We start from the raw sequence: 26,630 nt of genomic DNA, 5'->3' as shown, positions 1-26,630 counted from the left end.
AACACAATAATTGCGCACCAATCGCAAGTGGACGCGGGACGTCCTGCTGTTATTTTAAAATTATCGCGCTCGCTTTAGCCTTAGCCGCGTCGATCGGATCCGCATATCTGATGTGGCGTTTCGTTGAGAGTAGCTTGAACAAGATGACCAAGAGGCAAATCCAGCAGCCGGAACTGGGATCACGATCAGAATCCTCTCACGTCTGACAGCGAACCCGCGCACAGCATTTCGTTAAAGGCCAGCGCCGATTACCAAATATCGTGGCGTGCCGCTTCCGTATACCGCCGACCGCAACGCGGAGCGCCCAACGGAAGCATTGGTTGAAGGAAAATTCATAGGCTCGAAGTCGCTGGACTTTAAAACCCGCCATCTTTATCCGTCCTGATCCTTTGAACGGGTTTAGTCACTTATTCGCCTTCAGCCCGGTCTCGACAAGGCGGCCGTTAAGCTTTCGGCGTTTGTACCGCATGTCGATCTACCCGTCTGCGAAAGCCATGCCGAATGATGGGGGCGGCTTCTCTTATGCTGATGCGGCTGAATCCCAACGAGGTAAGCACGTTTCGTAACTCACTGATGGAAGACAGTTCCTTTGCCCACAAGTGCTATTCCATTACGACGCACTGAAGGCGTCTGACCGTCCTCGCTTTCGCGTCTTTTGAGATGGGCGTGAAACTATTGCAGATCGTGTCTGTCGGGAGATCGGTTTCTTAAATTCGTAGATTGCTTCTGTGCCAAAAGTCTTAATAGAAAGGCTGTAGGAAGTTTCAGGCGAAGCTGGTTTCCTTTGCTTCAATGTCCACCGCGCGGTCTGGGTCGATCTTTCCGGAAAGCAAATAACGCAGGGCGATGCAATTGCCGATCAATCGCTCGCGACGTTCAGCTTTTCGCGGGCCACGGGTTAACGAGCGCACGATGTTTGCTAGCGGCTTTCTGAGCACGAAGCCACATAATGCATGCCATACAGGTATTGTGCCCTTAGCTGCGAGATAAGCCGGATTCATGATCTCGGAAAAGCCGAGCGCCCGATAGCTAACGCGGCCTTCGTTTACTCGAAGATGAACTGCGAGACTTCCATGATAGTAGCCAACGTGGCCATGGCGACGCACGCGCGTTCCAAAATCGACGTCCTCCATATAAGAATAAAGCGGCAGTCGTTCATCGAACGGCTCTTTGCAAGCTACATCAAAACGAACGCACATATTGCAACCATAGACATCGCCGAAACTGCTTGGAGTTATCGCGTAATGTGTTGAACCTGCCGGAGGGTTGACAAGCTCGAGGGCTTTTTTGATTGAAACGTTGCCGTTAGCAATCAAGTGTCCCATTATTAACGCAGCGTCTGGCTTCGCTGAAAAAATGGATTCTATGCCTTGTACGTAGTCGCGATGAAGAATGATGTCGTCATCGAGAAAGGCAACGATGTCGGTGTCTTCTGGAAGAACTTTTAACCCTCTGTTGCGCTGTTTGCTTGCCCCGCGCTCTGAGTAGACTAGTTGGATACTTTCGACCATGGTTTCGGGAAGGTCGGAAGATCCAACAACAGATACGACAATGACATCTGCTGCGCGGCTTTGAGCGCTTAGCGAGGAGAGCGTTGCGGCCAAAGCTTTTGGTCGCATTGTAGATGCAATAACCACTGCAATTTTCATCACAAATCAGCTACATGATAATGAGCCGCAGACTACCCTATTATTTCCCTCCAAACTAGGTCCTGACCGTCCGAAAGATCTTCTCGCTGCTAGCTAACCGCTTTTTGAAACGCGCACTCTAAGATTGCCCAGCCCGCACGAATTTGGGCATTCTTCCACATAGAAGTCGTAGAGGCATCTGATCGTTCACTTCAAGTGCGACGTCGTGGCAACGCATATCAGGAGTTGCGGCAAATGTCGATCGCGTGCACATCCAATTAGGCGACCGGTCCATCTGATGGACGAGGCAAGCTGCTGTGACATAGCTCGGAGAGTTTTTGACATTCTCGCTTTGCAGAGAGCGATAGTGACATCTTGCGGGAGCGCTTGCGGTTATTTGCTCCCTCGACATCATGATCGGTTTGGAAGTGGTTCCCATCGTCAGTTTAAACTGGGGTAGATAGGATCAACACGCTTGTTCGACGAGCAGGCATCTTCGACGTACATACGCTCTGAAGCCCGTTGAAGTTGCTGCTCAGGTGAGGGAACACCGTTGCCAGTTTCTGCGTGTTTTACACGCCATCCAGCGGGCCATATCGGCGACAGTTTTGCATTTCAGAACTTACCAAGCTTCGAATCCCATAGCCGGAGCGGAGTGTCCCACGTGCGTGGCGGATGAGGTCCGTCATATGGAAGGCGCTCGTATACAGTAAGTTGCCGTTTACCGAGCAAACCTGCAATGGCAGATTTGGCGCCCAGCGGGATCTCCTTGACCGCGGCTGCCAAATTGGTTCTAAAGAAGTCGTTGACTTTTGCGACATGTGGATCGCTGGAATCATCCAAGGCCATCCAGCCGCCGTCGTTGAGTAGGTGCGCCGAATAGAAGGCGTCGATGAATACGTTTTCAAACAGGTGGGACCCATCGATGTAGATGAAATCGAAGCGTTGCTGAGTTTCTACGAGCCGCGGTAGCACAAATTCCGAAAATTCCGAACGGCAGTCCAGATAGCCGATCAGTCCAGCCCTTTCGACCGCAAAGGAGCCGGCTTCGTCATAAGGCGGGTAGGGCTGGTAGGGATCGATTGCGGTGTGCTGCTTGGCTTCCTTATGGCCCAGGCGCTGATGTTCTGAGCAGAACACTAGAGCAGATGCGCCGAATGCCAAGCCAATCTCAAGTGTTCGCTCCGGCTTTCGATCGCGCATCGTTTGTTGGATGAAGCGCAAATTATTGAGCGTCGAATTGGATGCGAGATTGGTGAAGTGCTTCCCAGAGCGGCCTACCGTCTTGTCCTCGGCCAACATCTGGGTAAGGACAGAACAGAACTCATCAGTCACTTCCGTCCCCCTTTGGATATCGCCAACAGATTATTCCACCTCCCTCTGGCGCTTAAGTCAATGAGACGTACACAACAAAAACCGATTGAAGGCGGTCTTTTTGAGGGGCGCACCTAGAAGCCCACCACAAAAACCTTCTCTGCACACATTTGCGCAATCTATGATGCTAGCCGAGGATTGCGGGCAAGTCTCCAGTGTATTCGACCGTCCGGCTCAGGCAAAGAATCTTGGAGTGCCAAGTTCCTTAAGTCCTAATCAAGAGGAAATATCTTCACCCCACGAGTTCCGTTGCCTAGGTGCGTGGATTTCCGTTAAGAGGTCGTTGCCAAGAGCGTGCACTCACACCGCAAAGCCGTTTGCCTATATCAAATGCCGTACAATATTCTGCACGTCACCCCTTACATGCATGCTAGCTCCGGCGGACCACCCGTTGTGGTGGAGAATTTCATATCTGAAACAAGTCGATCAGGGCACAGCTCCCATATCATCTCAACCTTCGCGCTTTGTAGAGGCGATGAGAACATCTTGCGAGAACGCATGGGGCGATATGCCCCCACCACGTTTCTAACGGGGGTGGAAACATTTCCCTTTGTCAGTCGCACCGGAGCCGAAAAGCTCAACGCGCTTGTTCGACAGGCAGACATCGTTCACGTGCACACGCTCTGGAGCCCTTTGAACGTAGCGGCTCGTTATGCATGTAAACGGCACGCCAAGCCCTACGTGCTCATGCCCCACGGTATGCTTGACCCATACTCCTTGTCTATCAATGCGCTTAAGAAAACTATCTATCTCAAATTATTCGAAAGCCGTAATATAGCGCGTGCCCAGCGCATGATCTATACGACCTCGGAGGAAGAGAAACTGGCAGCGCTGGCAGGACTGCGACTGCCGCGCGGAGAAATTGTACCACTTGGCGCGCAAGCAAGCTCGACCCTGAGAGACGATTTGAAGATTGAGTTCCTGAAGAATTACCCTCAAGCCGAAGGGAAGCGGCTGTTATTGTTTCTAGGAAGGCTCCATCACAAGAAGGGGCTAGATCGTGTACTAAACGCCATGCAACACGCGCGGCAGACAATTCCGAACCTGCTTCTGATTGTTGCGGGCACTGGCGAGCCGGAATACGAAGAGAACATCAGGCAACGCGTGAGTTCGTTGGCGTTAGACGATCAGGTGTTGTTCACCGGGCACCTTGATGGCGAACTGAAATGGGCGTGCTTTGCTGCGGCGGAGCTGTTTCTGCTACCATCCCGCCAGGAGAACTTCGCACTCACTGTTGCAGAAGCGATGCAGATGGGCGTTCCAGTCATTATAACGGACAAGGTCAATACCTGGCCTTATGTGGAGGAGGCCGGTGCCGGTCTTGTTCTGCTGGAGCGCGACATCGACACGCATCTCCCACAAGCCATCGAGACGTTGCTGACGGATCACGCCACACGGTCAAGAATGTCGGTGCAAGGCAACCGTTTTGCGTGCCACCGATTAACTTGGCAAGCGTCCGCGCAGAAACTGCTTGCTTGCTATGATGAGGTCGTTTCGGGTCGAGGTGCGTAAGGCGGTCGGGCGGTCACGATGGAAGCTAGGCGATATCAGGATCTGGCTCGTTTCGGAGGAACCGCGCGTGGAGGCGCGGCCTGGCGCGCACAGTTGTGGTGGCTATTCCAGGCGATCTTTGTTTTGCCAACGCCGCAATACATGTTCGCCTGGCGCCGTTTTGCGCTTGTCCTGTTTGGTGCGAAGATCGGGAAACGCGTTCTCATCCGCCCAGGCGTGCGCGTAACCTACCCCTGGAACCTGACGATGGGGGATTACGTCTGGATCGGTGATAATGTGCATCTTTATTCCGTCGCGGAAATATCGATCGGATCGCATTCCTGCGTTTCTCAGGAATCGTACCTCTGTGCAGGAACGCACGACTATCGGGACGTTACCTTCGCATTTGTCAGCACCCCGATAAACATTGGGGAAGAGTGCTGGGTGGCCGCACGATCATTCATTGGCCCAGGGGTCAAAATTGGAGATGCGGCTGTTGTCGGCGCAGGATCGGTTGTCATGACGAGCGTCGACCGAGAGACAATTGTGGCCGGAAATCCCGCCAAGTTCGTTGGCAGACGTGGTCGGGATACTCTGGCTGCTCGATCTTTTTAGTCCCTTCGAAGGAGAGCCGATATGTACGAAGTCCATGTCCTCATGAAAACGGCTAAGGAGAGTGGTCGGCTTGACTAGGAGGCCTGAGTTCGTCCCTATAAACTTAGCAAATACTTCACTAAACCTGACCCTGCTTAATTAGTTTAGCGCGCGCCAAATCTCGATGCAAAGCGATGACGAAGCCGACGAAATAAAAGCTCACGTAGACCGAAACAGCCGACGCCAAACCTTCTTCAGGTCGTCAACAATCAAATGGACCAAAGAGCTTGTACGAAATGTCTGCTTACGCAGGAACGAGCGCTGCTCACGATTCAGACCTCTAAAAGTCGACTGTTTGAGTAACTTCCGATACTTCCCAAATCCGACGCCTTCGAAATAAGGCGAGTTGATCGGAAAGAGATTAAGCTCGGGCCAGCGAAGCTTGCAGATATCTGGGCACAGTGCTTGGCGAAGGCGGTATGACGGCGGAAGTGACATCATCAATTCGAATATTCTACGATCACTTAGCGGAAACAGAGTAAACGCAAAGCGGCAGTCACGCTCATAATTTGCCGGCGCGTGAGCCATCGCAAGTCGTTGTTCGACGTACAGCAGATCTAACTTAGCAAAAATGCTGAGTTGCGGAAGTTCATCAAGCCAATCCTGTAGCTGCGGCACGAAGGTTGTGTCAGGAAAGTGCATTCGCTCGGCTATTTCCTTTCCTGACAACGCGAGCTGTTGATAATCCGATCTGCGCCAATAAAATGCTCGGCCTACTTCGCCGGCCGCGCCCTGTAGCAGAGCATGTCGCAAGTTCACGGGCTGGCTAACATGATGGTTCAGTTTGAAGAGAGTTGCCAATTTGGCCGAGATGTCCACATCTGTTGCGGAATGTGTCGGTGATGTCTCGAACTGAATTCTGTCTATGAGCTGCTTGGAGCATGCGAGCAGCATTCGGGTGTCGCGGCCAGCGGTAAGTTCCATGGTTGCGTGATGGTCGGCTACGACGGCCGCTATGTTTGCAGCAAGTCGTTGGCAGATCTCGCGTATGGTCGCATCAGTATCGCGCAATTTTGAAGGAATAGGCGCATTGCATTCCGGCCAGTGTCGCCTGACTACCCACGAATTTAGGTCCAGATAGTGGTTAGGTAGCAAGACATGAAGGTTGCGCCACTCTGTGAGGCCGCACGGATACCATGTCCCGCTGGCTTCTCTCGTCCGGCTTATCTGGGCGGCGAGGGGAGACGGATCAACTGCCCCAAGTGCCGAAGCGGTGGATCCAACAACCTGCTGGTCGGCGGAGTAAAGAGTGGAAAGGCTGGCGGATGGATCCGCATAAATTCTTTGAATATCCTTCCCAAGAAGTATTAGGACATAGCGCCCTGCTAATGAATAGAGTTGGCTTTCAATGGATGAGCAATTTTCTTGAGATGCCTCGCAGTGAAGGAGCCAGTCTCCCGACAGCATTCGCTGCGATCCAGTATCGATTGCGTAGCCGAGCAGCCAGCCTGCGGACACTCCCGTCGTGTCAAACACATTGTGTAGACGAAGCGACGGATGAGTTTGAAGGAACCAGCCGAATTGGCTTGCACACTCCCATTCCGGATGTGGTTCCTGCGTTCCGCGGCTTAGAATAAATTGTCCCCGCAGGCCATTCATTTTTGATGTGCGTTGCACTTAGCCACTTCGATTTGATCGTGCTTGGATGATATACGAGCCTGTCACGAGTACCGAAATACATTTTCTTGGCGATAAAGGTACGGCATTCTCGGACGTTCGAAAAGCCTAATGCCTGGAGAGGCGTTGATTTGATAGTAACGACCTCTCGAGAGGATTGATTGATGAAAATGCAGTTTTCTTCGATACCCGCGTGGCCGCCGCTAGCTTGGTGTGCAGAACTCGATGGGAACGATCGGCGATTGAGCGTTCGTCACGGACACGGTGTCGAGACGGGAGCGACCTGGTTTTGCGAGGGGGTGTGGGACCGGCCTTTCGGAGATACGTCGTTTGCGGATTCCGATTGTTTTTTTGGATCGGGAGCCGTGCTTTTGGGGAAACAGCTCTCGTTCATTTCGTCATGCGCTCCAATGGATAGGCTCTATCACGCTCAGGTTGAAGACACGTGGTGGGTTTCCAACTCTCTCGCCTGCCTGATGGCGCAGATGAGCGCGGAATGCGATAGTTGTTACGCGACCTTTGAGGAAGAGTCCTTCAAAATTACCTACGGAATTGACGACTACGCGCAAACTCTCAAGACCACTAAGGGCATGGTCGTTATGACGATTTGCAGAAATCTCCGCTTTGAAAACGATAATATCTGCCAAGTCGAGAAGAATCACCCACGGCGCTCATTCCGAGAATTCGAGGAGTATATCGCGCTCTTGGAATCTTCGCTGAAGGCCATCGCAGAAAACGGACAAAGCTCGGCGCGCGAGCGGAAGTATTCGATGCTGAGCGGAATATCAACTGGGTACGACTCGCCCATGATATGTGCGCTCGCAAAAAGAGCGGGCTTAAAGGAGGCGTTTACATTCTCTCGGGCGAGGGGCGGCGCTGATGATGACGGATCCGAAATCGGGCAGCACCTTGGCCTAACAGTGCATAAGGTTGACCGGTACGCTTGGAAAAAGTGCTCCTTTCCAGAGGTTCCATTTGTGGCTGCCGTTGGCTTTGCTAGTGGGGTTGAGCTGGCTGGCGTCGGAGAACTTTTGCATCAGAAGCTATATCTGAGCGGTTGTTTTGGAGACGAAATTTGGGGCGTCGGCTCGAGCGCCGAGAAGATTGAAAACTATAAGCGCAAGGAGCACACCGGTCTGGACATCTCGGAATTCCGACTATGGGCCGGCTTTCTGCACATTCCTGTTCCGTATATTGGCTATAGCGGATTGCGTGATATTTTGCGGATTAGCAAGTCTCATGAAATGAAAGAATGGGACGTATCGAATACGCCATATGAACATTATTCGCGACCGATTCCTCGACGGGTCGTCGAGGAAGCAGGAGTGCCGCGAAAGGCCTTTGCTACCGAAAAGAAGGCCGCTACTTACGGAGATTTCGAAACGAACTTGACAAAAACAACCTTGCGAGAAGTTTATGCCTTCAATCAGGAGCATTGTGGCAGGACACTTGTGCAAAAATATCCAGAAAAAGTTCCGTTTGGCGGATGGGGCGCGCGGACCGGCACGAAATGGCGGCGGCCCTTCGCTCCATCGCTATGGGATCATTTGATTTTTAGTGTCGTCACATTCGTGTCGCTAGCCCTGGTCCAAATTGGCAGCAAATCGTTCCGCGGTTCTGGAAGAGTAAGGACAATTGGACAATATGTTCAGGGACTTCGCTCTTATGAATTCTCCTTTAATCAGAGCTTTCCTTGGGCACTCCGGGCCGCCATGCAAAGGTACTCGAGTGACTCAAGCGAACTATCAAGTCTCAAGGATAACGGAAGATAAGTTCCGTGAATCTCACGCTGCTCCAACTAGCCAGCAAGTCTATAATTGACGTTCGGTACAAGTCCCACCCTCGTTGCAGTTTGCTTGCGAGGAGCCGCTGGTCCCGCAAGTAAGGACCCGCCGCTGTGCTCTGTTGCTCTCCTCAGTGGCTTCTTTTCAATCGTAATGTCGAGCCGCTTGTATTGGTACGGAAATAAATCCTGAATCTCTTATTTGGGAGGAAGATTGTGCGTCTTGTTAGTGTCGACGTCGAAGCTAAGGGTAAAATAACTCGTCTTGTTGGGAAGGTCGAAAGGCGCGCGCCATCACCAAGCGCATTTGAAGTTAGCTTTGAATTTACCGTTTCGGATGAGCCGTTCGCGGCTAGTGCAAAAGCGGACGCATTCGCGGCCGCGATGCTTATGCCGTGCATGCAGAGCGGTGAGCCGCTTCATATCGTGCCGCCAATTTCTCCGCGGCTTCTTTTCAATTTGCCTCGAATCCGAGACATATTCCACACTTGGTGGCCGCATCTCGCACGCGTCTCAATTACGGCTGAGTCAGTCACAACCTGTAATCCATCGAGGCCTAAGCGAGCCGGAACATTCTTCTCCGGTGGTGTGGATTCTTTCTATAGCCTCTTGAAGTACAAAAGTGACGCGGGGGCGCTGCCAACCCCGCTCTCTCATTTGATTTTCATGAAGGGGATTGAGAACAAGCTTGAGTGGGGCAGAGGCGTCGGTGAGACCGAGAGCTGGATCCGCGATGTAGCCTCTTCAGCCGGCGTATCGTGCATCATTGGAGAGACCAATATCCGCACTAGTCTACAAGGAGCAGAAGTTTATAACCCTGATTGGGAAAGATACTATTTTGGGAGCGACCTTGCTGGTGTTTCCTTGGCCCTCTCAAGCTTTATGGCATACGTATGCATCCCATCCGCATTTGATTATAATCACTTGGTGGCACACGGAAGCACACCTCTCGTAGACGAAATGTATTCGACGGAGAGCACCCATATTCTCCACGACGGCTCGGAGTGTAGCCGTGCGAACAAGGTGGCAAAAATCGTTAAATACGATTGCAATTTGGTTCTAAATTACCTGCGAGTATGCCACATGAACTATGGCGGAGCATTTAATTGCGGCCAATGCCCTAAATGCGTTCGAACCGCTGTGCCGTTGCAGATTCTCGGGCTTTTCGACCGCGCGAAAACCTTTCAGAACAAGTCATTTGATCACTGGGCTGAGTTAATGGCGGAAGATCATCGACATCTGACGGAAGATAATCTGAAGTTCGCACTTGAGCATGATGCTGATAAGGAGCTTATATCCATGATCAAGTGGGCTCTCCGCTACCACGACCGCAGGGAACGGTCGTCTAATCGACGTCAAATGTTGAGAAAGGCTTTGGAGAAGTCACCAATCGGCCCATTGCTTCCAACGTTTCGCAACATCAAAAACATGGTCGAGCGGACCAGCTGATCGCTAGAGATGCAGCTGTGGTTGGCGCGGGATCGGTTATAATAACTGTTGTCGCAAAGGCGGTTTCGTTAGCAAACGAAAATTATTCCGATTGTCGACGCCTGCATGCGCCAACGTGAGGGACAATACCGTTTCCATAAATTCGATAGCCAACCTCAACAGCACGGGTGTAATGCGCCAAGCTATGGAAAGGCTAAAAATCGCCAGTTTCAGCTTCCGGTCTGCAACAGGAACGTCGCGCCGGCAACTTTTGATAACTCCTGAAACAGGTGTCACGCTCGCTTCTCGGAAGGCTCCATCGCAAGAAGGGGGCGGATCGTATCTTGAAGGCCTTGCAGGGCGTGAGGCAAACAATACTAAATGCGCTATTGTCGTTGCGGGTACTGGCGAGCCAAAATACTGGAGCTGCATATCAGGCAGATGTGGTCTTTACCGGACACTTGGACGACGAACTGAAATGGGCGTCCTTTGCCGCGGCGGAGTTGTTTCTACTGCCATCCCGTGAAAAAGAGTTTGCAATTACGGTCGTTGAGGCGATGCAGATAGGCGTTCCCGTCGTGATAACGGATAGGGTCAACACCTGGCCTTATGTGGAGGAGGCCGGTGCCGCCCTTGTTCTCACGGAACGCGATATTAATGGGCTGCTCCCGCGCGATTGAGACACTGTTGACGGATGACGCCACTCGGTGAAAAATGTCGGCGTAAGCAAGCCGTTACGCGCGAGGTCGACTAACCTGGCACGCGTCCGCGCAGAAACTGCTCGCTTGCTATGATCAGGTAGTCAAAAAGCGTTGGGCAGCGATGCAAGCTAGGCAATTTCAAGATCTGGCACGTTTTGGAGGTACCGCGCGCGGGGGCGCCGCCTGGCGCGCACAGCTGTGGTGGCTATTCCAGGCGGTCTTCGTGCTACCCACGCCGCAGTACATGTTCGCTTGGCGCCGGTTCGCGCTTGTCTTGTTCGGTGCGAAAATTGGAAGACGCGTTCTTATCCGTCCGGGTGTACGCGTAACTTGCCCCTGGAATCTGACGATGGGCGACTACGTCTGGATTGGCGATAATGTGACCCTTTACTCCGTTGCGGAAATATCAATCGGGTCGCATTCCTGTGTCTCACAAGAATCCTACCTTTGTGCGGGAACGCACGATTACCGCGACGTGACGTTCCCGTTCGTCAGTGCTCCAATTAAGGTTGCAGGTGAGTGCTGGATTGCTGCGCGCGTTTTTGTCGGGCCCGGCGTCGAAATCGGACATGCGGCCGTGATCGGTGCAGGATCGATCGTTACGACGAACGTTGATGCGGAGACAATTGTGACGGGAAATCCCGCCAAACTTGTTGGCAGACGAACTCCCGCGCCCCCATAAAAAATCGACCACAATAGTTTTTTTGCAATCGTGACGGGCCGCCTCCAACCCTTATTTGGCCACCTGATTGCCAACGTTAGCCGCCCGCCATGGATCGCATCCCGACTAAACGCGGGTAGCTCGTTCTTTAACGCGCTACCGGTCAGCGCGGCCTCAGTCGTTCCCGCGGCTTGCGCGTTCGAGGCGCTGCGGCGTGAACAGGATCTGGCAAGCCTGGCGCCAAAGCATTGGCTCGTAGCGGATGAGGCGATCGAGAGGGCGGGCCGGTCGCTTCGCCAATCGGATGTACGGTCGCGCGAGGTCATCGAACTCGTCTGTGCCTGCTCGAGGTTACGCATCGACGTGCAGGCCGTGATCAGTCGCATTTTCAGTCGGCTCTGCTGAATCGGAAATGGCAACCGCATTGCCGTGTTTCCCTCTGGCGAGGGCCGCCTTGTTGGATTAGTCCAATTGGTGCGTAACAGTCCTTATGGACAGCCATAAGCGCAGTACTCAGCTTGAGCGGCTTGAGGTGGTCGAGACTGGTCGCCGGCGGCGCTGGTCGGATGACGAGAAGCTGCGGATCGTGACCGAGAGCTTTGAAGCGCCGCGCGCTATATCGTCGACGGCACGGCGCCATGGCATATCACGTTCGTTGCTGATGACATGGCGTCGCGCGCTCAATGCCGAGCCGATTAGCCCTCAAAGCGAACAATCTGGCTTTGCGCGGGTCGTCCTTGCCGCTGAGGTCGAGCCGGCGGTTGCTGCCACACCGACGAGCGGGCAGATGGTGATTGTCGTTGGCAGGGATCGTCGGGTGATTGTCGACGCCGGCGTCGATGCGACGGCGCTGGCGCGGGTGTTGCAGGTTCTGGAGCGTCGATGATCCCGATCTCTTCGAACGCACGGATCTGGATTGCGACCGGCTACACCGACATGCGCAAGGGCATGCAGGGTTTGTCATTATTGGTGCAGGAAAGCCTAGGTCGAGATCCGTTTGCCGGAGATGTCTTCGTGTTCCGCGGCCGCGGCGGTTCGCTGATCAAGGCCTTGTGGCACGATGGAATTGGATTGTCGCTCTACGCCAAGCGGTTAGACCGTGGCCGTTTTGTCTGGCCGGTGACGGTGAGCGGTGTGGTGGGGCTGACTGCGGCGCAGATGAGTTATCTGCTGGAGGCGATCGACTGGCGCAACCCGCAGCATACGTGGCGGCCACAGAGCGCGGGATAGGCTCAAAAATGTTCTGAAGCACGGAAGAAAAGACGCCTCAAATCGCCCCTTTTGTGATTCCATCGGGGCCATGGGTGACGGCCTTGAATCGCTGCCAGACGACATCGAAACGCTGAAAGCGGCATTGATCGTTGCTCGCGCGGAGGCTGCGGCCGCCCGCGCTCAGCAGTCCGACAACCAGGCGCTGATCGCCCATCTGAAGCTGCAGATCGAGAAACTCAATCGCGACCGCTATGGGCCGCGCTCGGAGCGTACCGCGCGACTATTGGATCAGCTTGAGCTGACGCTGGAGGAGTTGGAGAGTTCGGCGACGGAGGACGAGCTCGCAGCCGAAATGGCCGCGACCAAAACCATGAAGGTGGCGTCGTTCACGCGCAAGCGACCGTCGCGCCAGCCGTTCCCGGAGCATCTGCCTCGCGAGCGGGTGATCGTGCCGGGGCCTGTGGTGTGCGCCTGCTGTGGCGGCGCGCGGCTGTCCAGGCTCGGGGAGGACATCACCGAGACGTTGGAGGTGGTCCCGAAATCCTGGAAGGTGATCCAGCACGTCCGCGAGAAGTTTACTTGCCGTGATTGCGAGAAGATCAGCCAGGCCCCGGCGCCGTTCTATGTGATTGCCCGCGGCTGGGCGGGGCCAAGCTTGCTGGCGATGGTGCTGTTCGAGAAGTTTGGCCAGCATCAGCCGCTGAACCGCCAAGCGGAACGCTATGCCAGGGAGGGCGTGCCGATCAGTCTATCGACCCTGGCCGACCAGGTCGGCGGCTGCACGGCGGCGCTGGCGCCCTTGTTCAAGCGCCTCGAGGCCTATGTGCTGAGCGCCGAGCGATTGCACGGGGACGACACCACGGTCCCGGTCCTGGCCAAAGGCAAGACCGACACCGCCCGGATCTGGGTCTATGTGCGCGACGACAAGCCTTTTGGCGGGCCGGCCCCGCCGGGGGCGGTGTTCTATTACTCGCGCGATCGCGCGGGCGAGCATCCCCAGGCGCATCTGGCCGGCTACAGCGGCATCTTCCAGGCCGATGCCTATAGCGGCTATGGCAAGCTTTACGACCCGGGCCGCAACGCAGGTCCGATCCTGGAAGCCGCGTGCTGGGTCCATGCCCGACGACCATTCTTCGTAATGGCTGATCTGGCTGAGAATGCGCGTCGCAAGGCTAAGGGCAAGAAGCCGGCAGTGATCTCGCCGCTGGCAATGGAAGCAGTCCGCCGGATCGACGCCTTGTTTGAGATCGAGCGAGGCATCAACGGACAGAGCCCCGAACGGCGCCGGGCCGTCCGCCAGGAACTGAGCGCGCCGTTGGTCGCCAATTTAGAAACCTGGATGCGCGAGCAACGCGCCAAGCTCTCGCGTCGCAACGACATCGCCAAGGCCATGGACTACATGCTCAAGCGCTGGAGCGCGTTCATACGCTTCCTCGACGACGGCCGCATCTGCCTGTCGAACAATGCGGCGGAGCGTGGCGTGCGCGGCATCGCTTTGGGTCGAAAGTCCTGGCTGTTCTGCGGCTCTGATCGCGGTGGCGAGCGTGCCGCGGTGATGTACAGCCTGATCGTCACCGCCAAGATGAACGATGTCGATCCGCAAGCCTGGCTCGCCGACGTTCTGGCGCGCATCGCCGAGCATCCCGTCCAAAGGCTCGACGAACTCCTTCCGTGGAATTGGCGCCACCGAAACAAGCAAGTCGATCAGGCAGCCTGAGTGGCCGCTGTGCGGTCTTCACCGGACGCTTACATTGCCGTAGAGGTTGTCGATGATCTCTTGACGTTGTTGATGGCCTCGTTGGGACTGCCGGTGCTTCGCTGCGCATCGCTGCGGTGGGCGCCGATTTGTCGGAACGAGCTCATTTTGCCTCCGGCCGCAAGATCGGGCTCGTTTCGTCATTCTGAAGCGGAACAGGGCGACGAACTCCATTGCTGACCCGGCGCCTATCGGGCTTTGGGCGAGTGCTGACTGTTTCGCCCTCGAGGCCTGCTTCGGCACCTTCGGGCGTATGGGTTATGGCCCAAAGCGTTGCCGCGGTAGGCAACGGATCGATCGCGTGGACGTGCCACCACGCGCGTTCATCGCCACGGCGATGGAGCTCCCGGTGGTGCAGCCGGCAAAGCGGGACGGTAAAGCGGTCGCTTACCTTGCGCCCCATTGCCCGCTGCTCGGCAAACTTGATGTGATGGGGATCGGAAGGACTGCGGCCGCAGACGAGGCAGGGCTGATGGGCCACGAAGCGCAGATGGTTGCGATCGCGCTCGCGCGCCGGCTTGCTAATGACGGTGACTTCCGCGGGGGCTGGTTGGGCGCGCTCTCGCTCGGGTTCCTGCGCGTTCGCTTCTTGGGTCTTATTTCCGTTCGCCGCGTCGTCGTCGCCAAGCTCGCGGAGCCGCGCCACAAAGCCAGCTTCGATCGCCTGGCAATCGGGGGCCGAAAGTTGGTTCTTCAGCGGTAGCACCCGGTGTGCCCACGCCGCCAAGGCCTCGGGATCCCCGAGCTGCCCGAGTTCCGAGATCAGCTGCTGTCGGAGCTTTTCGGAAGCGTCTGGCGGCAACTGAGCGGGACCGGACTTGTCAGCGCGCGAGCGTTTTGCAGCGGCCTGCAAGGGTCCGCTGGGCAACTGCGGGAGCGATGGCTGCGCAGCTACCGCAGGCGCCAGATCAGGCGCATCGAGGTCATCCTCGCCAGCAATGCCCACCAGGGTAAACAGCGCATGACGGCGGGCATAGGTAAGCGCGGCGCCCAGCCGATGGGGCGCAGCCGTTTCGATGACAGGGCAGACCGGCCAGTCCGACGAGACCCATTCGCCGGAGGCATGAACGAGCGTTGTCGTAAGCCTAATCAGGCCGTTGTCCTGATCGATGGCGGTGGCCTGGACCGTTGCGATCTCATGCTGGCCCAGGCATTTGCGCACCAGGTCGAGCCCCGAGGCCAGCGACGCATAGCGAAAGCTGCGTACCCCCTCGCGCGGGAAGGGCGAGACGATGGTGGCGGTCAGTGATTTTTCCGGGTTTTGGATCTCGGCTTGCGCCTTGGCCAGCGCTGCCGCCAATGCGCCGACGCTATGACTAGAGCGCTGCATGGCCAGGCTCCACTTCCGAGGCCTCAAAGCTGATGGCGCCGGACTTAGATCGCTTGGCGCGCACCCCGTGGCCTGAGGCCTCTCTGGCGTCCTCAGGCACAAGAGCCTTCAGTTCTCTCTTGGCGCGGTCATGCTCACTCGCAGCAGCGCGGGTCACGCGGTAAAGGTTTGCAAACTCCGCCCACGCGTTCGAGCCGCTCATATCGGCGGTTCTAACCGCCTCAAGGCGGGGCCGCGGGGGTTCGATGCCGAAGGGGCGGGGGGATTCACCGCTTTCGACACAGCGCCAAAACTTCCTTTCGGCCGTGAGCATCAGGTGCTGGTAGAGCGGGTCGGCGGAAATCGTCATTTCCACCCATTTGCCGCCGCCGGTGATGATGGAAAGTACGGCTGATCGTGTCGCGGTCACCCACATATTGTGCTGCAGCTGGGCCATGTGTTTTTCCGCAGCCGCCTCTTCGGAAAAATTCCAGGGCAGCATGAACTTGGCCTCAAATACCGCGCCGGTCGCCTCCACCCGGCCGTCCAGCGTCGCCGCCATCCAGCGGTGCACGGGGTGAAAGACCTGCCGCTGAACATCGACCACGACCTGGCTGGTGTTGATTTCGTACCAGTGCCTGTTCAGGTGCTCGGTTACGGTGCCAAGCTGAACCAGGAGGTCGCTGGATAAGTCTTTGGGCTCGATCTCACCCCGCTTCTCCTGCCAGAGCCGTCGCAGCGCGTCCTCATCACTCCCCATGATGATCCGGGCATCCGAACCGCCGATGAATTCACGTCGGCGGGCAGCATGCTGCGACTTGGCAAAGGTGGCTGACATTGCGACTCTCCTGCTTCGATTCGAACTGTCAACTGGATACTAAAAGTATCAATGCGGAAGTCAATACTAAAAGTATCAATTCGGCAGATCAAAGCAGCCCGAGCGCTGTTGAATTGGTCACAGGAGCAATTGGCTCATGCTGCCGGGATCTCGATTCCTACGATCAAGCGTTTAGAAGCTCAGGACGGTCAGCTAGGTGGTCGAGAAGAGACAGCAATGAGAATACTCGGATCGATGAGAGCCGCCGGCATCGAGTTCATCGACGAAAACGGTGATGGGCTAGGAGTTCGCTTGAAAAAGCCTGCTCGAAAATAGATCAGTTCCGAGCAGCGAGCCAGGCAGGATCGGTCGGCAACTTTGCAGAACGAACCCAACTTCCATTTGAAGCGGCAACGGTTCGGCCCGCCCGCCGAACCCCGGAACTGCAGGCAGCATGGGGAAAACGCCGGAAGGTCTTGATTGGGAGTTAGGAACTTGAGCCTTGTGCTGACCTCTCGCGCTTCACGTCGGCGAAAGCTTGCCCTGTGGCCTGCAGCGTTGCGGCTTTGGCCCGCGGACGCGGATAGGGCGCTGAATAGTGACGTCGCATTAGGCAGGATCGATTTCGATGCCATAGCCACGCCGGCCGGTTCGCTCCGCGGCAATCAGCGTGGTGCCGGAGCCGGCAAATGCGTCTAGGGCAATGGCTTGGCGACGCGAGCAATCTCGGATCGATCCATACCATGGCCACGGCACGCGACTAGTATCGCAACATTACCGATGTTCGCTCCACCATTTGGGCCAGCGAACCTTGCCGGGCGTTCGCGTGACGCTCACGATGGTCCGCTGATCAGCCGGACTGAGGGGGTGGGGAAGCCGTGCCAACGCGGCCTCGACGAGCCATGGCTCGAGGACGACGCGCGCGGTCTCTCGGTAAGGGTCAAGTACCCTCGCCATTCGCAGCGGCTTGATCGCTGGCGTGACGCCCCCTGACGCTAGGCTTCTCACGGTGACGGTCACGGCATCGCTTGCGTGTTGGCGTTTTTGGGCCTCCTCGAGCACCGCCAGGGAAGCGCGGGATGCGGCGCTGTCGCCTTCAATTCCGCGTTTGGCGAGCTGGAGCAGAAATGCCTCGGCCGCCGTCACGCGGCGTTCGACTCCCCCCTCGCGAATCCTCACCATCTGGCTCAGCACCGCCTCATAGGGTGCTTGCCGATGTCGCCCGCGAGGCCGGCCAGCCGGATTGCCGCTCCGGCCCTTGGTGAAGCGCGTCTGCTTCGGTGGCCGGCGATAGCCGCTCTCCTCTCGGTCGTCAGAAGGCGGCTCGCCCTTGGAGGTCATTCACCCGTCCCCCGAGGCCAGCGCAGAGAATCCGCATCCCGCGAACACTGCCGTATTTGCTCGCACTCCTTGTCAGTCAGACGTTGGCCGCCTCGCCTGCGGCGGAGGGCCGCCTGTACCGCCCATGGCTCCAGCAGTAGCTCTGCCCGGGCGCCGCCCATTTTCGCGCGCGCGGGATGGGGCGCGGCGATGCCGAGCAGCACAAGGGCGGCATCCACGTTTTTTGGATCATGCTCTATAAGTACCGTCATCGGCCTTTTGGCCCCTGGCGCATGTTGCTTCGCCAGCCAGGCCTCCCGCTTGATGATCCATTGCACGAGCTGGCGCATGGCCATGCGCTTGCCCGCCAGTGCATCCTGATAAGTCCGCTGCTGCAGGGCTTCCTCCAGCGTAATCTTGCGCGTGCCGCCACGATCCGCCACCGTGAGGGTCTTTTCCAGCAACACCTCGAACGCAGAGGGGGGCTCGGCGCGGGAGGTTTTCGGCCGACCGTTGCGGTTGCCGCTGCGGCCCTTGACAAACCAGCCAGGGTTGCGTGCCGAACCAGAATGGGACGTCTTGGACCTCTTGGTCACGGTGCGGCTCCCTCAAGGCGTGGTTCGAGGCCCGATCTCGCCGCCCAGCGTTCCACGGCCACGTCGACATGGCCCGGATTGATGTCGAGCCCGCGGCAGCGCCGACCGGTCCGCTCGGCCGCCAGCAACGTGGTGCCCAGGCCCAGAAAAACATCCAGCACGAGATCGCCGGGCCGGGTGACATCCTCAATCGCATCGGCCACCAGTGCCGTCGGCTTGACCGTCGGATGCAAGGCCAGATCCTCTCGCCCGCCGCCCCGCATGGCGTTGACCGAGGCGTAGTCCCAGACGTTGGTGCGGTGGCGGCCGTGTTTTCCCGGCTCGACCCTATTGAGATGGGGCGCCGTACCCACCCGGTAGACGAAGACGAGCTCATGCTTGGACCGGTAAAGCGAACCCATGCTCGCATTGGAGTTGCTCCAGATGCAGAGGTCTAATTGTTCGCCGTAGATCTTGGATCCGACAGCGGAAACGCTGTCCATGTGCCGCCAGTCCATGCAGACAAAGTGGACCGCGCCATCGCGCGAGACATGTGCAGCAGCACCAAGCGTGTCAACGAGGAAGGAGCGGAACTCGGCCTCGCTCATCTCGCCCGCGGCGGCGAACTCGCGATGACCTCCGGCATCCACCACGTGGCCGCCGATGCGAACGTTGTGGGGTGGGTCGAGGAAAGCCGCATCGATACGGGCGCCATCACCGATGATCCGCTGCAAAAATCCGACGTCGCGGCCATCTCCGCATCCCACGCGGTGATCGCCGAGAATCCAGATATCGCCAGGTCTTGTTCTCGGCGTTGCCGGAGTGGGCGGAATGACCTCATCGTCGGGACCTTCGGCCGGGGAGAGAATGACGTCGATCTCACCGGTCGAGAAGCCGGTCAAAGTAGGATCAATGTCGACATCGATCGAACCGAGCTCACCCAGCTCCTGCTGCAGGATCTCAAGGTCCCAGCCCGCATTAAGCGCAATCTTGTTGTCGGCAATCCGGAGCGCGCGCTTTTGGGTCTCCGACAGTCCGGAAAGGGTGATTGTCGGCACTTCTGCAATACCCATCGCCCGGGCGGCTTGAAGCCGGCCATGGCCTGCGATGATGCGGCCTTCGGGGTCAGTCAGGATTGGATTGGTGAAGCCGAACGCTTTGATCGACGCTTTGATTTGATCGATCTGACGCTTCGGGTGGGTCCGGGCATTGCGCGGGTCCGGAATGAGTTCACCCACGGCACGGTAGGCGACGTCCAGCCGTGGCAGGGATTCGGCAGAAATTGGTTTGTTCATAATAAGGGCCATGGATGGGCGACCGGGACCCATTGCCCCGAAACTCTATCTACGATCCCATCATAGGGGACTGAGTGGACAGTTGCGATCAATCGATGCGCATCTGTGTCGAACCACCTGTTCCGGCGTTCCAAATGGTCCACTCTGCGCTTTTCATCCCCTGTTCTTACGCTCTAAACGCCTGTTCTGCACAATAACAGGAAAGTGCCGGATATCTCATTTAACTAACTGAATCTATTGAATAATTTATTTATACTATAGCCTAAGTTGTGTATATAGCCTGTTTTTTCCTGAAATAATGAGAAAATTCCCTGTTATTGGTCCACCAGGTCCCATTAAGCTGATGGTGGTCATGGCAGAAGGACCGTGAACTCGTCGCTGACCTTCCGTCCCAAGGCTCGCGGTTGCGCATATTTCAGGTGATGGGCATCAGAGGGGGTTTGTTTACAGATCAGGCAGGGTTCATTAGCGCGCGGCTCGCAAGCCTCAAATTGCCTTGCGGGCCGTCGGCTCCGTCATCGATTCGGTCAAACTATACAGGCATCTTCGAAGCCATGCCTATCGGTCATGACAAGCTCTACGAGCCCGGCCGCGCTTGGATGAATTCTGGAAGCAATGGGGTCCACGCCCGGCGGTCGCCTTTGTGATGGCCGAACTAGCCGAGGACGCGGGTACAACGCCCAAGGTAAAAGCCGGTAGTGATCTTGCTGCTGCTGGAAAAAGTCCGCCGGAGCATCCTGCTCGAGAGAGGTCGAGCGGGAACGGTCAGAGCGCCGAGAGCGCAAGGCAGTTCACCAAGAACTCGGCGCTGCGGATTTCGGATCAGCAGCCAGGCACGCTTTGATGAGAATCGCGGTGCGATAGCTTTTGCTCTGCGAACTCTGGCCGAAGATATTGATCCCGGTTCTCGGCAGATAGCTCACGTCGCGATTGGGCGTGCACAGATAGATCGCCGCTAGCGGTCGCTGAAGCGACACCGGGGACCGTCGGAGGTGACCCAACGCGTGATCAAAGCACATAGAAAGCAAAAGACCGCCCGAAGGCGGTCTCTTCAATCCGACTAGTGCGTCGAGACCTACGCAGCTGCCGTCCGCCGACGGCGCCACGCGACCAGCCCACCTAGCGCCATCACAAGGCCCGGAATTCCTGCACCGACAATGGGGCCGGGTACCGTCGCAACCGAGACCGCGTCGAGAGAGCCACCCAGGGAATCGCTGGTTCCTACTGCTCGAAACAACAGGGTGTCGAGGTTGCCTGTGCCGCTCACATTGATCGTTTTCAGGGACCAATCATCGTTAAGGGAGGTAAATCCGGTATAAGACCCAAACACAATACCGTTCCATAAAACTTCGATCCCGTTTGAAGTATCCGGAACGTCCGTGCGGGGAGAGTAGGCGAAACTTATTGTGTATACTTGTCCGAGCGTCGTGCTGATTTGTTGGAAAATAGTGCTGTTCTGGTACGTATCGAGCTCGACAAAATTACTGCCATCATAGGCCTGACCAACGACGTTATTGCGTAATTCTATCCCACCCGATCCGCCCGACCATCCCGTTAAGGAAGGATAGTTCGCCCAAGACCCGTTGGCTTGGGGATCGAGTTCAAAGCTCCCGTTTATAATACTCACCGCATTCGCGTTAACAGAATGCGAACCAGCAAAGAGCGCAACAAGCGCAACTAGACGGAATATCCCACGCATGGTCCCCACCTCTGCAGTATTTTCCTGCGTTAAATTGAATCGATTCAATTAGCTAGTTCAAGCAATTAATTCTAGTTTGCACAGTAATTTTAAGTGAAAGCCCCGTCTATCGGGTCAGGCCGAATCAGAGACTAAGGAGACCTTACTATATCGTAGGCGTCCATGGCATCTTATTTGCGACCAGCCCCTGTAGGGAGTTGCCTAAAGGGCTACGTCAGCAGGCAAAGAGATTGATCTAACGCGAGCCCTTAGGTCGTAAGCCTCGGCAGCTCTTCTCGAACAGGCCCGGTGCCGAGAATTTTGTCCGCTTGCTCCTGACATCGCACATCACCCTATCGCAAACGAATCGCGGTGTTGAGGTTCCCAGTTCGGCCCGCAACGACTTGCCAGCTGTGCCGCGTCAACGCACTTTCTGCACAGGCTGGAGGAGGGCGCCGCAACGGCTTTCGCCGTTGGCTCAGGATCTTCTTGCCAAGAGGGGCGGCGATCCAAGTCAGCGATAACATAGTCGCGCGCCGAGATCTCGGCGGTTTTGCATCTGGGGACGGATGCTTAAGACCGCCATCGCCGCAACGCCGGTAGCTATCTGGCAACCCGTGAAAGCCCGGTAGAGGTCCGGGAGGGAACCGCCTAAATTTCTGCGAACACATATTTGCGCCCTCAGCTAGCAAACGGAGCTTTAAGCCGCCCCACCAAACAAAATCCTTGAGGTAGCCGCCGAACACAAAAAAACCGCCCGAGGGCGGTCTCTCTGCGCTGCGCGGATGATTGACGAGGGGAACTGGCTTAGTCGTCAGACGCCAGCGTGGTGGCGACGGCGCCGAGCCAAAACAACCAAGCCACCCAAGGCCATCATCAGGCCAGGCAATCCGGCCCCAACGATCGGGCCCGGAACAGGCGAAGTAGTCAGCTGATTGAACGCAAAATCTCCGAGCACCGAATTTGGCCCCCCATTTCCGGGAGCGAACACGATGCCTTGGAGCAGGAATGGGTTTAAGAAGCTCACCGTCCACTGCCCACCATTGGCATTGTCGAGGAACACATTTACTAACCCGGGATCGCTAAATGTGGCAGTGCCGCCGCCATCGTCGACGGACAGTGTGTATGTGATATTGTTGATTATGATACGTGCGGTCTCATTCACGTCATCACTGAACTGCCCTTTCGGATAAAGGAAAGCCACCGTAAAAGATTCTAGAAACTGCGGGATGCTCGTTTGGAACGAAATAGATTCGGGCACGCCGGTTCCACCCTCGGCCACGCTCTTGCCGGCATCGATCTCGCCCGAGACGACTGAATTGTTTACCGAGCCGACACCCACCCCAAATGATCCGCCAAAATTCCCCTTCTGTTGAAAATCGCCGCCTGTGGCCGTGATATCAAAGCCTTTCGATGAAAAACTCGATCCGCCGCCGAAATCCGCGTAAGTGATCTGGACTGCCTGGGCGCCACCGCCACAAACCGAACTCAACAAGCCACCAAGCAAAGCTGCCGCAATCTTCATCTTGGACATGTGAACCGACTCTTCTTTGCAGTTAATTTATCGTAAATCATACACACGGGCTCGCTGATCCGTCAACAAATAAACCAGATTTCGCCTTGTTCCGTACTTTGCTGTGGAGAAAGTTTGTTAGCGCAACTCAAAAGGCAAGGGCGCACAGCGATGTCGGGTCCAAAAATAGTAATCGGCGAACTTTCCAATGAAATTGATCGCTGCGGACGATCAGCGTGGTGGAGCTCAACCGGGCCGATCGCGTTCCCTGCATTTCAGCCCGGTTGTCGTGCGAATCAGGGCGGACTTTTGGAAATTCAATGATTCGTTCGACTCTTGCGATCAGTGGTGGGAGGACCACGACATCACGGAGTTTAGGTCGCTATGATTTCAGCCACGTTTGAGTCCCCGCCAGTCACTTGAGAATCCCCGATCTGCAGAGCGCGCCCCTATTTCAATCGCGAACGCGCGCCCTCCTCGAAACAGCCTCGAGCAATGGGTCTTCTCTGGACTGCCAGGCGGATTGCCGACTGCTACTTCTCGAACCTCGTCTTGAAATTATTGAGATATTTGCGGCGTTTCCTGCTGCTCAGCAAGCGGCCTTCAGCCCTCCGAGCCTCCCCAAAATTTTCAAATGTTTCCCCTAAATTTGGTAAGCGGGCGCGATCTCGATTGAGCGTGCCTGTCGTCAGTTTCTCGTTTGCGATCAAATGCTGCTGACGCGGCCAGTCCGCCCGATGATTTAATTATACTGCCCTTCAATGTGTGATTTCGATGCCCGCAACGCGGCGACGGCCCCAGCTTTACCGGCTTCAGAAAGACGCCGCCCTCCTGAAGTGGATGTTAAGGGTGAAGGTCCACATACTTGGCGGATCGAGCAATTTTCGCCCGGTTCGAACCCCGTCATTCGAATGCTCGGAGACTGCCGGGTTCGATCACGTCGCCAAACTATGTAAGGTTTAAGACGCATCGGGCGCACGAAACGCCTAGTGCTAAATTTTAACAGGGTACTTTCCGCCAAGATCCGAAGTCGCCTCGAGTTGCTGGCTCGCCAAGCGTTCCTTAACTTCCAGTACTAGGTTCAGATCAATCGCGGTGAGACTTCCCCGCGAGAGTGAGAGTAGAGCCGACGCTGTCTCAACCCGGCGGCGGCTTTTGCGTATCCGGCGGTTCATGCCGGTGGCCAACCCTTGCTTAACTGACAACCGATATAATGATCGGTAACCGGGGGGGCGGCACGACATCGGGGGCAAAGTTGGAAACGGTTATATTTTTCTTGGTTTTCCTTCTGGGCATTGCTGCGGGATACATTTGGCGCGATCAAATTTCGCGAGCGCGTCATGATCGCGCACGAGCGGAGCAGCGGAAAGAGCGCATGCAGGCTGGGCTGAGTGATCTCAACGGTGCCTACCGACCTCAAAGTTTCTCGGAAGACTAAGCTACCTTCAAGTATCATTAACTCGCGGCTCTCTGGCTATTTCCACGCCGTACCGCAGCAAACCATGGCGTTTTTACCCGCTTTTGACCAAGAAGACCGGTCGCCGGCCGCATTTACCGATCTCTGTGGTCTTGGTCCGATACTTGGGGGCATTGACTGTCTGGGGAAAATCGATGCCCATCGACCACAAAATCCTGCATCTCGATCACAATCACTGCCGCGCCATCTGCGATGAGATTGGTGAGCGGCTTCGTGAGGCCATGGCACTTAAGTCGGTGGAGATGCCGCCCCAGCTACAGCGTCTCATCGATCGGCTGGACGAATTGGATAATGTGTGGTCGCCTGGCATCGTACCCTCAATCGAGGATGCGCAGGAGTCGACGATTTTGGCGGTTCTCGAACCGGCTTGAAGACCGGGGAGGGGCACCAGCGTCGCCTAGTCACAGCGACGCCCAGTAACGAGGTGATCAAGAGCGGAGCCGCGCGGGCAGGCACTTTCTCGTTGACGCTCGCAGGCTCATCGGCTCACGCCATCCTTCGTCAGCGACGTTCTGCATCGCACGCGTCCTGACGAATCAGAACAACTTGTAATATCTATTCAAAGAAGAAGCGCGGCGCGCTACGTGGCGATAATTGGGTGGCTGGTTGTTTGGCTGATCGTGAACGCGCTGTTTGTCGTGTGGCGCACCAGCGCCGCTTACCGCAACAGGTCCCGAAAGGCTCGCCAGTCGCCATCGATTGTTTCAAAGCCGCTGAGCCTTTCACGCAGTGAGGGCGACAGACTGGCGATGAACGCCGACCGTTGACGCCGGTCGTGGGTAAAGTGCCCAGTAAGCCCAATGGCAAGGCACGCAGCAAAACCGATAGAAATGCCTGTCCAGAACATGCAAAACTCCGTTCAGAACCAGCGCTGATTATGCTGCGCCGCGGTGACGATATTGCGGCACCGCAGCACATCGCGCAATTGTGACTTCGTGTCGCGGCGCCCGCGTTACCCAAGTGGCACCCGCAGAATAGATGCCGGTCGGTCGTAGCCTGGGTTCAATTTGAAAATTTGAAATGCAATGAGAAAACGCGTCAATATCAAGCAGATGGTGAGGACAAAATTGAACAGCCGGCGTCGCTCCATGCACTGATTAGGTGGTTCTGGCGCTGTAGGAGCCAGGAGGCGGCACGAGCCAGCGACTTCTTTAAGAGCCGGCCAGGCCGACGGAGACTGGTCGGCCGGCGAACAGGATTGCCGTTAGCGAGAGCAAATCTTCACGTGAAAGTTGCCGGAACATCGCATAGCATTAGGGCGGTTGACTCCTCGCGCCACCGCTCGTGTAATTTCGTCCCATGGACGGATTCTACCGCGTGAGGCGATAGTCGGACAGATCGATCGGCTTTCGGAATACCCGCAGGCCTGATTGCTCTCGCCGGCAGGCTCGACATTGCGGTCAAGGATCTATCCGACATGAAGCCGTCGGTTCAATTGTTCGAAATCGCCAGCCTCAGCCCATCGGCGCCTCGGGCTCGGCAAATTGATCTCGACAACGCTACCTTGATGTCGGCGGCCTGGTCGCTGGACGCTGGCGCATTGGATGGGCGGCCTAATGCAATGAGATCATCGACAATGAGATCATCGACGTGGATCTTCCGCTTGCCGAGTTGTTTTGCGTTCTGAAGCCACAACGGTCATCATCCTCGATGCGATTGATCAAACGAGTATTCAAATGCGACGCCCGCCGAATCGTTTTCGGTGATCCATGCTTTGGCTAGCTCGAGGCTTGCAAGTACCTTCGATTGACCGGTGTCACCCACGACCTTACTCGTGTCGACATATACCCAAACTATTTTAGATGACGATGTTTGTGCATCTCGGTCATTCAAATCAACAGCAAGTCGGTCGAAGTCGGGTTGCCAATCGCTCATAGGTCCTCCCGCAAACTCCGAAAGAATATGTGGCCACACCTTCCCCCAGTGGTGTGGTCCTCCATCTTTGTCAGCAGGTGTGGCTCAACCCAGATTTCTCCTTGCCTCGTCAGATGTAAAGCAACGGGAGGATGTGTTGACGCTGCTCGTGTATCGAGGCGCGGAAACACCGCCGGGTGCCCGGGGCGAAAGCGTTTCAATGCGGCTAAGGTCCCCGGAGTTCGGAATGTATGGTTCGACATCCGGTGCGTAAACGTAAGGCGTCCCCTTGGCCGTTCCGCTATCGCCGCTACGGGTACGATGATATTTCTAAATGCAGTTGTAATGCAGGTTGGCGCACCATTGCCGATGGTGAAGGAAACGCCAACCGGTCGATGATCATTAAGCTCTATCTGCGGAGCGCCCCTGAGGTTGATCGCCATCGAAGTTGTAGGAGATGCGGGGTATGTCGCTATCGAAGCTCGCT

Annotated in this window: 24 protein-coding genes and 1 pseudogene; 11 read left to right on the top strand and 14 right to left on the bottom strand. The window is 56.3% G+C overall.

All coding sequences use genetic code 11. The annotated features are described in order from the left end of the window. Window positions 1-764 precede the first annotated feature (764 nt). Together ACPPVP_RS34230 and ACPPVP_RS34225 are read right to left on the bottom strand one after the other, a co-directional pair. Complete coding sequence (locus ACPPVP_RS34230) at window positions 765-1,649, bottom strand: glycosyltransferase family 2 protein (RefSeq protein ID WP_426527970.1); 885 nt, start codon at window positions 1,647-1,649, stop codon at window positions 765-767. 594 nt (window positions 1,650-2,243) lie between these two features. Further along, the gene (locus tag ACPPVP_RS34225; protein ID WP_426527969.1) at window positions 2,244-2,963 is read right to left on the bottom strand and encodes a class I SAM-dependent methyltransferase; all 720 of its coding nucleotides are present in this window, start codon (window positions 2,961-2,963) and stop codon (window positions 2,244-2,246) included. Between the two features lie 369 nt (window positions 2,964-3,332). Between ACPPVP_RS34225 and ACPPVP_RS34220 the strand changes: the two genes are divergently transcribed. Next, window positions 3,333-4,514 carry a glycosyltransferase gene (locus ACPPVP_RS34220; RefSeq protein WP_426527968.1) on the top strand — a complete coding sequence of 394 codons (1,182 nt, stop codon included), beginning with the start codon at window positions 3,333-3,335 and terminating at the stop codon, window positions 4,512-4,514. An 18-nt stretch (window positions 4,515-4,532) separates the two neighbouring features. Next, window positions 4,533-5,108, top strand: coding sequence for a WcaF family extracellular polysaccharide biosynthesis acetyltransferase (locus ACPPVP_RS34215; RefSeq protein ID WP_426527967.1), 576 nt, complete (start codon window positions 4,533-4,535; stop codon window positions 5,106-5,108). A gap of 198 nt (window positions 5,109-5,306) precedes the next feature. Here the strand turns inward: ACPPVP_RS34215 and ACPPVP_RS34210 are convergent, their stop codons facing one another. Then, window positions 5,307-6,764: a hypothetical protein gene (locus ACPPVP_RS34210; RefSeq protein WP_426527966.1), complete on the bottom strand. Its 1,458-nt coding sequence runs from the start codon at window positions 6,762-6,764 to the stop codon at window positions 5,307-5,309. Window positions 6,765-6,928: 164 nt separating this feature from the next. Here ACPPVP_RS34210 and ACPPVP_RS34205 point away from each other — a divergent pair, with 164 nt between their 5' ends. The 7 genes from ACPPVP_RS34205 to tnpC all read left to right on the top strand — a co-directional run bounded on the left by ACPPVP_RS34205 (window position 6,929) and on the right by tnpC (window position 14,266). Next, window positions 6,929-8,536 (top strand): hypothetical protein, encoded by a 1,608-nt coding sequence (locus ACPPVP_RS34205; RefSeq protein WP_426527965.1) that lies wholly within the window; start codon window positions 6,929-6,931, stop codon window positions 8,534-8,536. 227 nt (window positions 8,537-8,763) lie between these two features. Next, window positions 8,764-9,996, top strand: a complete 1,233-nt coding sequence (locus ACPPVP_RS34200; protein WP_426527964.1) for a hypothetical protein — start codon at window positions 8,764-8,766, stop codon at window positions 9,994-9,996. Between the two features lie 323 nt (window positions 9,997-10,319). Next, complete coding sequence (locus ACPPVP_RS34195; RefSeq protein ID WP_426527963.1) at window positions 10,320-10,655, top strand: glycosyltransferase; 336 nt, start codon at window positions 10,320-10,322, stop codon at window positions 10,653-10,655. A 142-nt stretch (window positions 10,656-10,797) separates the two neighbouring features. Continuing rightward, window positions 10,798-11,358, top strand: coding sequence for a WcaF family extracellular polysaccharide biosynthesis acetyltransferase (locus tag ACPPVP_RS34190; protein WP_426527962.1), 561 nt, complete (start codon window positions 10,798-10,800; stop codon window positions 11,356-11,358). 469 nt (window positions 11,359-11,827) lie between these two features. Then, window positions 11,828-12,223, top strand: a complete 396-nt coding sequence (gene tnpA / locus ACPPVP_RS34185) for an IS66-like element accessory protein TnpA (protein ID WP_426527613.1) — start codon at window positions 11,828-11,830, stop codon at window positions 12,221-12,223. After that, entirely contained in the window at window positions 12,220-12,567 is a 348-nt protein-coding gene (gene tnpB / locus ACPPVP_RS34180; protein WP_426527612.1) for an IS66 family insertion sequence element accessory protein TnpB, read from the top strand. Before tnpA ends, tnpB begins: the two co-directional genes overlap by 4 nt. A 70-nt stretch (window positions 12,568-12,637) precedes the next feature. Then, entirely contained in the window at window positions 12,638-14,266 is a 1,629-nt protein-coding gene (gene tnpC / locus ACPPVP_RS34175; protein ID WP_426527611.1) for an IS66 family transposase, read from the top strand. 142 nt (window positions 14,267-14,408) lie between these two features. Here the strand turns inward: tnpC and ACPPVP_RS34170 are convergent, their stop codons facing one another. Next, window positions 14,409-15,605, bottom strand: coding sequence for an ERF family protein (locus ACPPVP_RS34170; protein WP_426527961.1), 1,197 nt, complete (start codon window positions 15,603-15,605; stop codon window positions 14,409-14,411). 16 nt (window positions 15,606-15,621) lie between these two features. Next, entirely contained in the window at window positions 15,622-16,452 is an 831-nt protein-coding gene (locus ACPPVP_RS34165; protein WP_426527960.1) for a YqaJ viral recombinase family protein, read from the bottom strand. A gap of 51 nt (window positions 16,453-16,503) precedes the next feature. Between ACPPVP_RS34165 and ACPPVP_RS34160 the strand changes: the two genes are divergently transcribed. Beyond that, window positions 16,504-16,767 (top strand): helix-turn-helix domain-containing protein, encoded by a 264-nt coding sequence (locus tag ACPPVP_RS34160; RefSeq protein ID WP_426527959.1) that lies wholly within the window; start codon window positions 16,504-16,506, stop codon window positions 16,765-16,767. Between the two features lie 273 nt (window positions 16,768-17,040). On the opposite strand, the gene ACPPVP_RS34155 is transcribed toward ACPPVP_RS34160, so the two are convergent. The 7 genes and pseudogenes from ACPPVP_RS34155 to ACPPVP_RS34125 form a co-directional block, all read right to left on the bottom strand. After that, window positions 17,041-17,187: a DNA methyltransferase gene (locus ACPPVP_RS34155; RefSeq protein WP_426527958.1), complete on the bottom strand. Its 147-nt coding sequence runs from the start codon at window positions 17,185-17,187 to the stop codon at window positions 17,041-17,043. An 18-nt stretch (window positions 17,188-17,205) separates the two neighbouring features. Beyond that, window positions 17,206-17,772, bottom strand: coding sequence for a DUF5681 domain-containing protein (locus ACPPVP_RS34150; RefSeq protein ID WP_426527957.1), 567 nt, complete (start codon window positions 17,770-17,772; stop codon window positions 17,206-17,208). After that, complete coding sequence (locus ACPPVP_RS34145; protein WP_426527956.1) at window positions 17,769-18,347, bottom strand: DUF5681 domain-containing protein; 579 nt, start codon at window positions 18,345-18,347, stop codon at window positions 17,769-17,771. Before ACPPVP_RS34145 ends, ACPPVP_RS34150 begins: the two co-directional genes overlap by 4 nt. After that, window positions 18,344-19,633 carry a site-specific DNA-methyltransferase gene (locus ACPPVP_RS34140; RefSeq protein ID WP_426527955.1) on the bottom strand — a complete coding sequence of 430 codons (1,290 nt, stop codon included), beginning with the start codon at window positions 19,631-19,633 and terminating at the stop codon, window positions 18,344-18,346. The genes ACPPVP_RS34145 and ACPPVP_RS34140 overlap by 4 nt, the downstream gene beginning before the upstream one ends. 250 nt (window positions 19,634-19,883) lie before the next feature. Beyond that, window positions 19,884-20,085: pseudogene (locus ACPPVP_RS34135) on the bottom strand (hypothetical protein); the annotation flags it as partial. 611 nt (window positions 20,086-20,696) lie between these two features. Then, on the bottom strand, window positions 20,697-21,320 hold the full coding sequence (locus tag ACPPVP_RS34130; RefSeq protein WP_426527954.1) for a hypothetical protein: 624 nt from the start codon (window positions 21,318-21,320) through the stop codon (window positions 20,697-20,699). 793 nt (window positions 21,321-22,113) lie between these two features. Beyond that, a complete protein-coding gene (locus ACPPVP_RS34125) occupies window positions 22,114-22,833 on the bottom strand; it encodes a hypothetical protein (RefSeq protein WP_426527953.1) in 720 nt (239 codons plus the stop codon). A 1,590-nt stretch (window positions 22,834-24,423) separates the two neighbouring features. Between ACPPVP_RS34125 and ACPPVP_RS34120 the strand changes: the two genes are divergently transcribed. Further along, window positions 24,424-24,660, top strand: a complete 237-nt coding sequence (locus tag ACPPVP_RS34120) for a hypothetical protein (RefSeq protein WP_426527952.1) — start codon at window positions 24,424-24,426, stop codon at window positions 24,658-24,660. 287 nt (window positions 24,661-24,947) lie between these two features. Here the strand turns inward: ACPPVP_RS34120 and ACPPVP_RS34115 are convergent, their stop codons facing one another. Together ACPPVP_RS34115 and ACPPVP_RS34110 are read right to left on the bottom strand one after the other, a co-directional pair. Then, window positions 24,948-25,136 (bottom strand): hypothetical protein, encoded by a 189-nt coding sequence (locus tag ACPPVP_RS34115; protein WP_426527951.1) that lies wholly within the window; start codon window positions 25,134-25,136, stop codon window positions 24,948-24,950. 794 nt (window positions 25,137-25,930) lie between these two features. Further along, window positions 25,931-26,164 (bottom strand): hypothetical protein, encoded by a 234-nt coding sequence (locus ACPPVP_RS34110; protein ID WP_426527950.1) that lies wholly within the window; start codon window positions 26,162-26,164, stop codon window positions 25,931-25,933. Between the last annotated feature and the right edge of the window lie 466 nt (window positions 26,165-26,630).

Source organism: Bradyrhizobium sp. McL0615 (genome assembly GCF_049993905.1).
Lineage (GTDB): Bacteria > Pseudomonadota > Alphaproteobacteria > Rhizobiales > Xanthobacteraceae > Bradyrhizobium.
Note: the sequence above shows the minus strand (reverse complement) of the source record. Positions and strands in the feature narration are given on the sequence as shown.